This is a genomic window from Streptomyces pyxinicus, from assembly GCF_024753135.1.
Lineage (GTDB): Bacteria > Actinomycetota > Actinomycetes > Streptomycetales > Streptomycetaceae > Streptomyces > Streptomyces pyxinicus.
The window spans coordinates 45,400-57,077 of sequence record NZ_JANUGP010000003.1; the positions used below are offsets into that span (position 1 = coordinate 45,400).

Annotated in this window: 12 protein-coding genes; 7 read left to right on the forward strand and 5 right to left on the reverse strand. The window is 72.2% G+C overall.

From position 1 onward, the window contains the following. Nucleotides 1-4: 4 nt before the first annotated feature. The 4 genes from NX794_RS05425 (at nucleotide 5) to NX794_RS05440 (ending at nucleotide 3,985) form a co-directional block, all read left to right on the forward strand. The gene (locus tag NX794_RS05425) at nucleotides 5-772 is read left to right on the forward strand and encodes an SDR family oxidoreductase (RefSeq protein ID WP_258777027.1); all 768 of its coding nucleotides are present in this window, start codon (nucleotides 5-7) and stop codon (nucleotides 770-772) included. A 200-nt stretch (nucleotides 773-972) separates the two neighbouring features. Next, nucleotides 973-2,550, forward strand: a complete 1,578-nt coding sequence (locus NX794_RS05430; protein ID WP_258777028.1) for an ABC transporter substrate-binding protein — start codon at nucleotides 973-975, stop codon at nucleotides 2,548-2,550. An 80-nt stretch (nucleotides 2,551-2,630) separates the two neighbouring features. Continuing rightward, nucleotides 2,631-3,314, forward strand: coding sequence for a uracil-DNA glycosylase (gene ung / locus NX794_RS05435; RefSeq protein WP_258777029.1), 684 nt, complete (start codon nucleotides 2,631-2,633; stop codon nucleotides 3,312-3,314). Between the two features lie 110 nt (nucleotides 3,315-3,424). Continuing rightward, nucleotides 3,425-3,985, forward strand: coding sequence for a hypothetical protein (locus tag NX794_RS05440; protein WP_258777030.1), 561 nt, complete (start codon nucleotides 3,425-3,427; stop codon nucleotides 3,983-3,985). Nucleotides 3,986-4,121: 136 nt separating this feature from the next. Here NX794_RS05440 and NX794_RS05445 read toward each other — a convergent pair whose 3' ends face one another. Further along, nucleotides 4,122-4,634, reverse strand: a complete 513-nt coding sequence (locus NX794_RS05445) for a DinB family protein (RefSeq protein WP_258777031.1) — start codon at nucleotides 4,632-4,634, stop codon at nucleotides 4,122-4,124. A 117-nt stretch (nucleotides 4,635-4,751) separates the two neighbouring features. Between NX794_RS05445 and NX794_RS05450 the strand changes: the two genes are divergently transcribed. Next, the gene (locus NX794_RS05450) at nucleotides 4,752-5,663 is read left to right on the forward strand and encodes a Gfo/Idh/MocA family protein (protein ID WP_258777032.1); all 912 of its coding nucleotides are present in this window, start codon (nucleotides 4,752-4,754) and stop codon (nucleotides 5,661-5,663) included. On the opposite strand, the gene lnt is transcribed toward NX794_RS05450, so the two are convergent. Further along, nucleotides 5,581-7,155 (reverse strand): apolipoprotein N-acyltransferase, encoded by a 1,575-nt coding sequence (gene lnt, locus NX794_RS05455; RefSeq protein WP_258777033.1) that lies wholly within the window; start codon nucleotides 7,153-7,155, stop codon nucleotides 5,581-5,583. The two genes, NX794_RS05450 and lnt, sit on opposite strands and share 83 nt — an antisense overlap. A gap of 91 nt (nucleotides 7,156-7,246) precedes the next feature. Between lnt and NX794_RS05460 the strand changes: the two genes are divergently transcribed. After that, the gene (locus tag NX794_RS05460) at nucleotides 7,247-7,858 is read left to right on the forward strand and encodes a DUF4291 domain-containing protein (RefSeq protein ID WP_258777034.1); all 612 of its coding nucleotides are present in this window, start codon (nucleotides 7,247-7,249) and stop codon (nucleotides 7,856-7,858) included. Nucleotides 7,859-8,504: 646 nt separating this feature from the next. Here NX794_RS05460 and NX794_RS05465 read toward each other — a convergent pair. From NX794_RS05465 to NX794_RS05475, 3 genes are all read right to left on the reverse strand, one after another. Further along, entirely contained in the window at nucleotides 8,505-8,684 is a 180-nt protein-coding gene (locus NX794_RS05465; RefSeq protein ID WP_258777035.1) for a hypothetical protein, read from the reverse strand. A 183-nt stretch (nucleotides 8,685-8,867) separates the two neighbouring features. Then, nucleotides 8,868-9,743 carry an undecaprenyl-diphosphate phosphatase gene (locus tag NX794_RS05470; RefSeq protein WP_258777036.1) on the reverse strand — a complete coding sequence of 292 codons (876 nt, stop codon included), beginning with the start codon at nucleotides 9,741-9,743 and terminating at the stop codon, nucleotides 8,868-8,870. 127 nt (nucleotides 9,744-9,870) lie between these two features. Continuing rightward, entirely contained in the window at nucleotides 9,871-10,341 is a 471-nt protein-coding gene (locus NX794_RS05475; RefSeq protein WP_258777037.1) for a winged helix-turn-helix transcriptional regulator, read from the reverse strand. A gap of 167 nt (nucleotides 10,342-10,508) precedes the next feature. Here NX794_RS05475 and NX794_RS05480 point away from each other — a divergent pair, with 167 nt between their 5' ends. After that, the gene (locus NX794_RS05480) at nucleotides 10,509-11,678 is read left to right on the forward strand and encodes a thiolase family protein (protein WP_258777038.1); all 1,170 of its coding nucleotides are present in this window, start codon (nucleotides 10,509-10,511) and stop codon (nucleotides 11,676-11,678) included.

The window sequence follows — 11,678 nt, forward strand, 5'->3', positions numbered from 1 at the left end:
GTACATGACTTCCGCAGAACTCCCCGAGCCCTCCGGCCGGGCCGCCCTCGTCACCGGCGCCAGCCGCGGCATCGGCTACGGCGTCGCCGAGGCGCTGGTCGCGCGCGGCGACCGGGTGTGCGTCACCGGCCGCAACGAGGACGCCCTGAAGGAGGCCGTCGACCGGCTCGGCGCCGACCGGGTCATCGGCGTCGCCGGCAAGGCCCACGACCTCGCCCACCAGAGCGAGGCCGTCGAGCGCACCATGGAGGCCTTCGGCCGCGTCGACTTCCTGGTCAACAACGCGGGCACCAACCCGGTCTTCGGCCCCATCGCCGACCTCGACCTGGACGTGGTGCGCAAGGTCTTCGAGACCAACGTGATCTCGGCGCTCGGCCTCGCCCAGAAGACCTGGCACGCCTGGCAGAAGGACAACGGCGGCGCGATCGTCAACATCGCCTCGATCGCGGGCCTCGCGCCCTCGCCGTTCATCGGCGCCTACGGAATCAGCAAGGCCGCGATGATCAACCTGACCCAGCAGCTCGCGCACGAGTTCGCGCCGCGGGTGCGGGTCAACGCCATCGCCCCCGCCGTGGTCAAGACCAAGTTCGCCCAGGCCCTGTACGAGGGCCGCGAGGAGGAGGCCGCCGCCTCCTACCCGCTGGGCCGGCTCGGCGTGCCGTCCGACATCGGCGGCGCCGCCGCGTTCCTCACCTCCGAGCAGTCCGACTGGGTCACCGGCCAGACGCTCGTGGTGGACGGCGGCCTGTTCCTCAACGCCGGCGTCGGCTGATCCCGGCCGCCGATCGTCGCTTTCGGGCGCCGTTTCCCCGCGGAACGGCGCCCGGGACGCGCTCCCGGACACACACAGCCGGATGACAACGTAGTCACAGCTCAATCGATCAACCGCCCCTGTTTTCGGGGCGGTTCGGCTGCCCGGACGCTGCGGTATGGTCTGCCGACCCTTGGCACGGCGGATCGAGGAGCGTGCGCGTGTTCAACCCGAACCGAGTCCTGCGCGGAGCCGCGATGATCGCCTCCCTGGCGCTGACGGCCGGGTGCGGTCTGCTGTCCGACGGCGACACCGACGGCGAGGGTCCCATCGTCGTGGGCACCACCAGCGCCCCCAGCACCCTGGATCCGGCCGGTGCCTACGACGGCTCCTGGGAGCTGTACCGCAACGTCTTCCAGACCCTGCTCGCCTACCCCGACGGCGCCACCACCCCCCAGCCCGACGCCGCCGAGCGCTGCGCCTTCACCGACACCGCCAGCCGCGTCTACCGCTGCGTGCTGCGCCCGGGCCTGAAGTTCGCCGACGGCGACCGGCTGGACGCCGCGGCCGTCCGCCACTCCGTCGACCGCATCCGCGCCATCGACGCCCCCGGCGGCCCCGCGGGACTGCTCGGCAGCCTGGACCGGGTCGAGACCTCCGGCGACCGCGAGGTGGTCTTCCACCTCAACCAGCCCGACGCCACCTTCCCGTTCGTCCTGGCCACCCCCGCCCTGTCGATCGTCGACCCGAAGGACTACCCCGCGCACTCCCTGCGCGAGGGCGACGAGGCGCACGGCTCGGGACCGTACGAACTGCGGTCGTACACCGAGGGCCGGGAGGCCGTCCTGACCGGCAACAGGAACTACAAGGGCTTCGCCGAGCGGCAGAACGACCGGGTCACCATCCGCTACTTCGCGACCTCGGCGAGCATGGTCGAAGCCCTGCGGGACAAGCGGATCGACGTCACCTACCGCGGCCTCGGCGCCGACGACATCGTCGCCCTCCAGCGGCACGGCACCGAGGACCTGCAACTGGTCGACGGCACCGGCACCGACATCAGCTACCTGGTGTTCAACCCGAAGGACCGGTGGGCCGGGCGGGCCGCCGTACGCAAGGCCGTCGCCCAGCTCGTGGACCGGGGCGCGATCGCGCACAAGGTCTACGAGGACACCGTCGACCCGCTGTACTCCATGGTCCCCAAGGGCCTCACCGGCCACGCCACCGGCTTCTTCGACGACTACGGCGACCCGAGCGTCCCCAAGGCCCGCAAGTTCCTCACCGACGCCGGCATCACCGAGCGGGTCCCCCTCACCCTCTGGTACACCACCGACCGCTACGGCTCCGAGACCGCCCGCATGTTCAAGGAGCTGAAGCGGCAGCTGGAGGACTCCGGCCTGTTCACCATCACCCTCAGGAGCCGCCCCTGGAAGACCTACGTGGTCGGCTACCAGAAGGGCGAGTACCCGGTGTTCGGACGCGGCTGGTTCCCGGACTTCCCGGACGCGGACAACTTCATCGCGCCCTTCGTCGGCGAGCACAACGCGCTCGGCACCCCCTACCCGGCCAAGGAGATCACCGGCCGGCTGCTGCCTCGCTCGCGTGCCGAGAGCGACCGCGCCGAGACGGTCAAGGACGTCGAGGCCGCGCAGCAGATCATGGTCGACGACGCCCGGCTGCTGCCCCTGTGGCAGGGCCGGCAGTTCGTGGCGGCCAGCGACGACATCTCCGGCGGCGAGCAGGCCCTCGACCCGTCCACGATCATGATGATGTGGACGCTGCACCGCAAGACCAGCTGGTGAGCCGCCCTCCGGAACGCGTTGTCAGTGGTCGCCTGTAGGTTCTGGAACCTGAAGTGACCGCACATCGTGAGGACGTTGACGTGACCGACATCGCCATGCTGCCCGAGTCCTGGCGCGGGGTTCTGGGCGACGAACTGCAGCAGCCGTACTTCAAGGAGCTGACCGAGTTCGTCGAGGAGGAGCGGGCGAAGGGTCCCGTCTACCCGCCGCGCGAGGAGGTCTTCGCGGCGCTGGACGCGACGCCGTACGACAAGGTCAAGGTGCTCGTCCTCGGCCAGGACCCCTATCACGGCGAGGGCCAGGGCCACGGCCTGTGCTTCTCGGTGCGCCCGGGGGTGAAGACCCCGCCCTCGCTGCGGAACATCTACAAGGAGATGCAGGAGGAGCTGGGCCTGCCGGTCCCGGACAACGGCTATCTGATGCCGTGGGCCGAACAGGGCGTGCTGCTGCTCAACGCGGTGCTCACCGTGCGCGCCGGAGAGGCCAACTCGCACAAGGGCAAGGGCTGGGAGAAGTTCACGGACGCGGTGATCCGCGCGGTGGTCTCCCGCCCCGACCCGGCGGTGTTCGTGCTGTGGGGCAACTACGCGCAGAAGAAGCTCCCGCTGATCGACGAGAGCCGGCACGCGGTGGTCAAGGGCGCGCACCCCTCGCCGCTGTCCGCGCGGAAGTTCTTCGGCTCCCGCCCCTTCACGCAGATCGACGAGGCGATCGCCCGCCAGGGCCACGAGCCGATCGACTGGCGGCTCCCGAACCTGGGCTGAGGCCCGCCGACCACGCGGTCCCGCCGTGCCGTGCGGGGCCGCCTGACCGGGAATCCCGACGGCTGCGGTTAGCGTCGGGGGCGACAGCGGACGAGGGGCCGGAGGGCGCGGTGGCGGAGCGAAGGGAACAGGCGGCGGCGCCGGACGCGGTGCTGACGCGGATCGGCCAGGTCGTCATGCTGCACCACGGGGGCGACCGCGAGGAGGCCCGCAGCCGGTTCCTCGACCTGTGGGCGGAGATCGGCCAGGACGGGGACCCGCTGCACCGGTGCACGCTGGCGCACTACCTCGCCGACACCCAGGACGACCCGGCCGACGAACTCGCCTGGGACCTGCGGGCGTTGTCGGCGGCCGAGGAGGCCGGGGAGACGGGGAGGCCGAGGGAGCCGGGGGAGTCGGGGGAGTCGGAGGAGTCGGGGGAGGGGACCGGTGTCCGGGGCTTCCTGCCGTCCCTGCATCTGAACCTGGCCGCCGACTACGTCAAGCTCGGGCGCGCGGAGGCGGCGCGCAGCCACCTGCGGCGGGCCCGGTCGGCCGCGGACGCGCTGGCGGACGACGGGTACGGCAACGGCGTGCGGGCCGCGATCGGGCGGCTGGAACTGCGGCTGGGGAAGGACGGGGGGCCGGCCGGCGGCGAGCAGTGGGGACCGCCCCGGCCCCGGCCCAGCTGAGGGCTGCGCGGGGCCGGCGGCAACTTCGGGCGGCCTCGTCCGGCCGCGGGTGCGTCGTGGCTGGTCGCGCGGTTTCCCGCGCCCCTTCGGAGGCGCTGCCCGGGTACGAGGGATTACGGCGTACCCGGGGTGACGATCAGTCGCCGGTGGCGCCGTCGAGCTGCTCCCGGACGAGGTCGGCGTGGCCGTTGTGCCGGGCGTACTCCTCGATCATGTGGGTGTAGATCCAGCGCAGGTTGAAGGGCTCGCCGGTGTCCCGGCTCGTGCCCCGGGAGAAGGCGTCGAGATCCCGGCCGGCGGTGTGGCGCCGGGCCCGCTCGACCTCGGCCTGCCAGGTGGCGTGGGTGTCGTCCCAGGTGTCCGACTCCGTGGGATGGAAGTCGCCGTCCGGGTCCTCCTCGGTGCAGTACAGGGCGCCCGGGTCCGCGCCGAGCAGCACCTCGTGGAACCAGAACCGCTCGACCTCCGCGAGGTGCCGGACCAGGCCCAGCAGCGACAGCTCGGACGGCGGCAGCGGCCGGGTGCGCAACTGCGCGTCCGTCAGGCCCTCGCACTTCCAGACGAGCGTCTGACGGTGGTAGTCGAGCCAGCCCTCCAGCATGGCGCGTTCGCCGGCGTCGAGCGCGGGCTCTTCCCTTGTGATCGTCATCCCCGCATCATGGCCCGCGCCGGAGGGCGAGGCCAACGTTTTACCGGGCGGGCGACCGCCGGCCGGCGCCGTATGCTGCCGGAGACGTCCACGCAGGCAAGCGGCAGGGGAGAGCACGTGAAGGTCGGCTGTATCGGACTCGGGGACATCGCGCAGAAGGCCTACCTGCCGGTGCTGGCCATGCAGCCGGGGGTGGACCTGCACCTGCAGACGCGCACGCCCGACACGCTGAGCTGGATGGGCGACAGTCTGCACGTGGCCGAGGAGCGGCGGCACACCACCCTGGACTCGCTGCTGGACGCGGGCCTCGACGCGGCCTTCGTGCACGCGCCGACCGCCGCCCACCCCGAGATCGTCGGCCAGCTGCTGGACGCGGGCGTGCCGACCTACGTGGACAAGCCGCTCGCCTACGAACTCGCCGAGTCCGAACGCCTGGTGGACCTCGCCGAGCGGCGCGGGGTCTCGCTGGCCGTCGGGTTCAACCGCCGCTACGCCCCCGGGTACGCGCAGTGCCTGGACCACCCGCGCGAGCTGATCCTCATGCAGAAGAACCGGATCGGGATGCCCGAGGAGGCGCGGACGATGATCCTGGACGACTTCATCCACGTCGTCGACACCCTCCGCTTCCTGGTGCCGGGCCCGGTGGACGACGTCGCCGTCCGCTCGCTGGTCCGGGACGGGCGGGTCCACCACCTGGTGCTCCAGCTCGGCGGGGACGGCTTCACCGCGCTCGGTGTGATGAACCGGCTCAACGGCTCGGCGGAGGAGATCCTGGAGGTCTCCGGACAGGACACCAAGCGCCAGGTGATCAACCTCGCCGAGGTGATCGACCACAAGGGCCAGCCGACCTCCCGTCGCCGCGGTGACTGGGTGTCCGTCTCCCGCCAGCGCGGTATCGAGCAGGCCGTCCTCGCCTTCCTCGACGCGGTCCGCGACGGCCGGCGGCTCAGCGCCCGGGACGCACTGGCGACTCACGAACTGTGCGAGCGCGTGGTACGAGCGGTGCGGGAGCAGTCCGGCGCAGCCTGAGCGCCCGGGCGCCCTCGGACGCGCACAGCAGCGCCAGCACCAGCAGCGCGCCGTGCACCGGCCAGTCGCCGTAGCGGACGTACGGCGTGACACCGTGCGCGAGCGGTACGTCGTACACGTGCGCGGAGCTGGACCCGGTGCCGAGCCACGGTCCGAGGCGCCGCCCGTCCGGGCCGTACACGGCCGAGACGCCGGTCAGCGTGGCGTGCACCATCGGGCGGCCGGTCTCGGCGGCGCGCAGCGCGGCCAGCGAGGCGTGCTGCTCCGGGGCCCAGCTGTGCTGGAAGGACGAGGTGGACGACTGCCCGAGCAGGACGTCCGCGCCGTCCTCGGCGAGGTGCCGGCTCATGTCCGGGAACGCGGTCTCGAAGCACACCAGCGGTCCGATCCGCAGCCCGTGCCCGACGTTCATCACCACCTGCTCGCTGCCGCGCCTGCGGTCCTCGCCGGCCGCCTTGCCGACCGAGGTGACCCAGCCGAGCAGGGAGCGGGCCGGGATGTACTCGCCGAAGGGGACCAGCCGCATCTTGTCGTACCGGTCGCCGGTCGGGCCGGACGGGCCGACCAGTACCGAGCTCTTGTAGATGCCGGGCCGGTCGGAGCGGCGGGCGTCCACGTTCACCAGGACGTCGGCTCCGGTCTCCCGGGACAGCGCGGCGAGCCGCCGGGCCAGGTCGGGCCGGTCGTCCAGGTCGAAGCCGACGCTTGACTCGCCCCAGACGACCAGGCCGACGCCCTGCCCGGCGAGCCGCCGGGTCAGCCGCTCCTCGCGGTCGAACCGGCGGTCGCCGCTGTCGTCACCGGCCACGATGCCCGGCTGCACGACCGCGATCCGCACCCGCCCGTCGACGTCGGGACGTGGCGCCCACGCCCACGCGGCCGAGGTCGCCGCCGCCGTGGCGACCAGCGAGGCCACGGCCGGTATCCGGGCCTCCCGCACGGCGACCAGCACGGCCGCCGCCACGTTGACGGCCACCACCAGGAAGCTCAGCAGCCACACCCCGCCGACCGAGGCCAGCCGCAGCGCCGGAGTGACCTGCCACTGGCTGGAGCCCAGCATGCCCCACGGGCCGCCGAGTCCCTGCCAGGACCGCACCAGCTCCACCGCCAGCCACGCCGACGGCAGCACCAGCAGTGCGGCGGCGCCCCGGCCCGGCGTCGGCGTCTCCCCGAGGAAGCGGCGCACCAGCCAGCCCCAGGGTGCCCACAGCGCGCCCATCAGCGCGGCTATCAGGAAGATGAACACGTGCAGGCTGGGCAGCAGCCAGTGGTGCACGGCGATCAGGTAGCCGAACCCGCCGCACCAGCCGTCGTACGCCGCGCGCCGCCCCGTGGGCGCGGCGCGGGCCAGCAGGATCCAGGGGACCAGGGCGACGTAGGCGAACCACCACAGGGCGGGGGCCGGGAAGGCGAGTACGGGCAGGGCTCCGGCCAGGACCGCGACGGCCGAGCGGCGCCAGGGGGAGGTGAGCCAGTGGTTGATCGTCCTCATATGGACCCTCCGTACCCAGCGATGCCTCCAGTGTGCGTGGTTGCCGGATATTCGGTGGTGCCGGGTGGGGTCGGCGGCCGAATCTGTCCTCATGAACGAACAAGCCGTCCCCGACGAGCCCCGCTTCCGTGTCCGGGCCCGGTACACGGACACCACGGTCACCGTCTATCAGGCCTACCGCCCGGAGATCGGCCGGGCGGCGGCCCGCACCGGACGCTTCCCGGCCGCCTGGAAGCGGGACCGGATGACCTGGATCAAGCCGTCGTTCCTGTGGATGATGTACCGCTGCGGCTGGGGCACCAAGGAGAGCCAGGAGACCGTGCTCGCCGTGGAGATCGACCGCGCGGGCTTCGAGTGGGCCCTGCGCAACGCCTGCCTGTCGCACCACGTGCCCGCCCTGCACGGGGACGAGGCGGCCTGGAAACGCCGGCTGCGGCAGTCGCCGGCCCGGGTGCAGTGGGACCCCGAACGCGACCTGCACCACAACCCGCTGCCGCACCGCTCGTTGCAGCTCGGCCTCGCCGGGGAGGCGGCGGCGCGGTACGCCGACGAGTGGCTCGTCGGCATCACGGACGTCACGCCGCTCGCCACGGAGATCCACGCCCGGGTAAGGGCCGGCGAGGCGGACCGGGCGCGAGCGCTGCTGCCCGAGGAGCGGCCGTACCCGGTGGCGGACGGGGCGCTCGCGCACCTGTGTGCCTAGGGGCGGGCCGGCGTCAGTACTTAGCAGGTAGTCGCAGGTGCTCGTCCCGTCGTGCAGCGAGGTGTCGCTGTTGAGGACGTAGAAGGGCCCGATGAAGCCGGGGGTGTTCGCCTTCGGCACCACGATCAGGGTCTGGTTCGCCATGCTCGGTCCGGCCGGCCGCACCACGTTGACGTACAGCAGCCTGAAGAGGTTCTGTGCCGTGCAGGACGACGTAATCCGGGGTCACCTTCAGACAGTCGGGTTTCTGCCCCGACGGTGGGGCGATCCCCTGCGTGCAGTACCGGACGTCGTTCCACAGCGGTTCGTTGTCGGTGGGGCTGCCGCAGAGGCCCTGCTGCTGGGCCGGGGGGCAGGGGGCGGCACCGGACCCCGGGGGCGGAGGGGAGCCGGGGCACGGGTCGGGGCGGGCGTCGCGGGTGCCGTGGCCGCGCCGGAAAGGGCGACGAAATGACGGCGAGGGATTCCGGGGGAATTCCGGTGGTCATTCATGCGTGGGCTCCGATGGTGACGACCGCTACCGGTCATGCCTGGTGCGCGCGAGATCCCTCGCTGACGCGCTCACAGATCAGGCAGGGGGAAGCGGATTGCCCATCGGCTGAAAAGGTGAGTGCCGCCTGTCACGGCCCTGCGGAAACGGGCAGGATCAGGCCGCCTCGATGACCGCGATGCGGATCGCCGCGGCCCACTCGATCACCAACTGCTCGTACTCCGCGCGTTCCTCGGCCGACAGCTTGCCGCCCGCGCGCAGCCACAGGGCCCGGATCTGCTCGTTCACCTCGGCGGCGGAGCGCGCGGAACCAGGGATCGGGGAATCGGGGGACATGCGGACCAGCGTAGGGGCAAGCACTGACACTGCGCTACCGCATCGCTACCCAGAAGGTATGCGGTTGGTCACCGTCGGGCCGGACCCCGCCGGGTGGGACCTCCGGTACGCCCAGCCCAGGCGGCATATGCCGGTCCGGGCGCGGGACGCCGTAGTTGGCCGAAACGGCGGGGCTCCCTGGGATCAGCCGGCGGACTCGGCCGCGTGCGGGCTCAGGACACCCGCCGTGACCAGCGCGATGATGGCGATGCCGAGGGCCACGCGGTACCAGACGAACGGCATGAAGCTCTTGTGGGAAATCCATTTCATGAACCATGCGATCACCGCGTACCCGGACACGAACGCGATGACCGTCGCGAACAGGGTGGGCGGCCAGTCCACATGGCCCTCCTCCAGCGAGTCCTTCACCTCGAAGGCGCCGGAGGCGAGTACCGCCGGGATGGCCAGCAGGAAGGAGTAGCGGGCGGCGGCCTCGCGCCGGTAGCCCATGAACAGGCCGCCGCTGATGGTCGCGCCGGAGCGCGAGACGCCCGGGATCAGGGCGCAGGCCTGGCACAGGCCGAAGATCAGGCCGTCCTTGACGCCCAGGTTCTCCAGGGACTTGCGCTGCTTGGGCGCCCGGTGCCGGCCGCCGGTCTCGTCGCGTGCCGCCAGCCGGTCGGCGATGCCGATGACCACGCCGACCACGATGAGCATGGTGGCGGTGATCCGCAGATCCCGGAACGGCCCCTCGATCTGGTCCTTCAGCGTCACGCCCAGCACACCGATCGGGATCGAGCCCACGATCACCAGCCAGCCCATCTGGGCGTCGTGGTCCCGCCGCATCGCCTTGTCGAACAGGGAACGGGCCCAGGCGGAGACGATCCGGCCGATGTCCTTGCGGAAGTAGATCAGGACCGCGGTCTCCGTGCCGATCTGCGTGATCGCCGTGAAGGCCGCGCCGGGGTCCTTCCAGCCCGAGAACGCCGCGGTCAGCCGCAGGTGCGCGCTGGAGGAGACGGGCAGGAACTCGGTCAGCCCCTGGACGAGTCCGAGGACGAGGGATTCAAACCAAGACATGGAGGTAGGGCGTCCAAGCGCTGGGGGAGGAAGTGGTGATCATGTGACGAAGGCAGGGTAGCGGGCCCCGGTGCCGGCGCGGACACAGGGGTTGGCGGGGTCGTACAAGCTTGGCGCGGGCGTGAGTTCAGGCCGCCGTCGGGCCCGCGACCGTCCAGCCCGGTGCCTCGGCGTGCGCCGTCAGGTCCTCGTGGCGCACGGGTTCACCGCAGGCCTGGCAGGTGACCCGCGGCACCAGTTCGCTGCCGCAGGAGTGCCGCACCGTCATCGGCAGGTCGGCGCCCCCGCGGACGTGCCGGTCGCCCCAGTCCTTGAGGGCCATCAGGACCGGCTCCAGTTCGAGGCCCGCCTCGGTCGGCCGGTACTCGAAGCGCGGCGGGCGCTCGCTGTACGCGTGCTTGGTGAGGATCCCGGCGTCCACGAGCCGGCGCAGCCGGGTGGCCAGGATGTCGCGGGGGGCGCCGATGTTGCGGACGAGCTGGTCGAAACGGCCGTTGCCGAGACACGCCTCCCGCAGGACCAGCAGGGAGTACTTCTCACCGACCACCGCGAGGGCGTCGGCGATGGAGCAGGGGCGCGGGTCTTTCCGGACGGCCATGCGGGCCAGTGTAGGGCCCGGAGGCCGGGGCGCGACGGGATGGGTTTGAATTCCCAACCGACCGGGTTATGGTGAGTCCAGATTTCCTACTCACCGGTAATCGCCAGGGTTCCCGGCGGCCGGTCGACGCGCGCCGGCCGCGGCCGGCGGTCAAGGAGGCCCGCACCATGCGAGACGCAGTCATCGTCGAAGCCGTACGCACCCCCATCGGCAAGGGCAGGCCGACCGGCGCCCTCGCCCACGTCCACCCCGTACAGCTCCTCGCCCACACCCTGCGCACCCTGGTCGAGCGGTCCGGTGTCGACCCGGCGCTGATCGACGACGTCATCGGCGGCACCGTCGACCAGGTCGGCGAGCAGGCCATGAACACCACCCGGTACGCCGCCCTCGCCGCCGGGCTGCCCGAGACGGTCCCGGCGACCACCGTGGACCGCCAGTGCGGCTCCTCCCAGCAGGCCGTGCACTTCGCCGCGCAGGGCGTCATGGCCGGCGCCTACGACCTGGTCGTGGCGTGCGGGGTGGAGTCGATGAGCCGGGTGCCGATGTGGTCCAACGTGCCCGCCGGCGCCGACCCGTTCGGGCCCGGGGTCGCCGAGCGCTACCCGGAGGGGCTGGTCCCGCAGGGCATCAGCGCCGAGCTGATCGCCGCCAAGTGGTCGCTGTCCCGGGCGCGGATGGACGAGTTCGCCGTCTCCTCGCACGGCAGGGCGGCCGCCGCGTGGGAGGGCGGCCTGTTCGACGCCGAGGTCGCGCCGCTGGAGGGCGTCGGCCGCGACGAGAGCGTACGACCCGGCAGCACCCCGGAGGTCCTGGCCGGGCTCAAGCCCGCCTATTACGACGCCGCCTTCGCCGAACGCTTCCCGGGGATCGAGTGGAACGTCACCGCCGGCAACACCAGCCCCGTCAACGACGGCGCCTCGGCCGTGCTGATCACCTCCGGCGAGATGGCGGCCCGGCTCGGCCTGCGCCCGCTGGCCCGGCTGCACAGCTTCGCCGTCACCGGCTCCGACCCGCTGCTGATGCTGACCGGTGTCGTGCCGGCCACCGAGAAGGTGCTGCACCGGGCCGGACTGCGGCTCTCGGACATCGACCTGTTCGAGGTCAACGAGGCGTTCGCCAGCGTGGTCCTGGCCTGGCAGCAGGAGACCGGCGCCGACCTCGCCCGGGTCAACGTGCGCGGCGGCGCCATCGCCCTCGGCCACCCGCTCGGCGCCAGCGGTACCCGGCTGACCACCACCCTGGTCCACGCGATGCGCGAACGCGGCGCCCGCTACGGCCTCCAGACCATGTGCGAGGCGGGCGGCCTGGCCAACGCGATGATCCTGGAGAGCGTCTGA

What these genes read in the sequence shown, in the direction of transcription:
- NX794_RS05425 (WP_258777027.1), top strand. Translation starts at nt 5, where the DNA reads ATGACTTCCGCAGAACTCCCCGAGCCCTCCGGCCGGGCCGCCCTCGTC.
- NX794_RS05445 (WP_258777031.1), bottom strand. Translation starts at nt 4,634, where the DNA reads ATGACGATCACAAGGGAAGAGCCCGCGCTCGACGCCGGCGAACGCGCC.
- lnt (WP_258777033.1), bottom strand. Translation starts at nt 7,155, where the DNA reads ATGAGGACGATCAACCACTGGCTCACCTCCCCCTGGCGCCGCTCGGCC.
- NX794_RS05460 (WP_258777034.1), top strand. Translation starts at nt 7,247, where the DNA reads ATGAACGAACAAGCCGTCCCCGACGAGCCCCGCTTCCGTGTCCGGGCC.
- NX794_RS05465 (WP_258777035.1), bottom strand. Translation starts at nt 8,684, where the DNA reads ATGTCCCCCGATTCCCCGATCCCTGGTTCCGCGCGCTCCGCCGCCGAG.
- NX794_RS05470 (WP_258777036.1), bottom strand. Translation starts at nt 9,743, where the DNA reads ATGTCTTGGTTTGAATCCCTCGTCCTCGGACTCGTCCAGGGGCTGACC.
- NX794_RS05475 (WP_258777037.1), bottom strand. Translation starts at nt 10,341, where the DNA reads ATGGCCGTCCGGAAAGACCCGCGCCCCTGCTCCATCGCCGACGCCCTC.
- NX794_RS05480 (WP_258777038.1), top strand. Translation starts at nt 10,509, where the DNA reads ATGCGAGACGCAGTCATCGTCGAAGCCGTACGCACCCCCATCGGCAAG.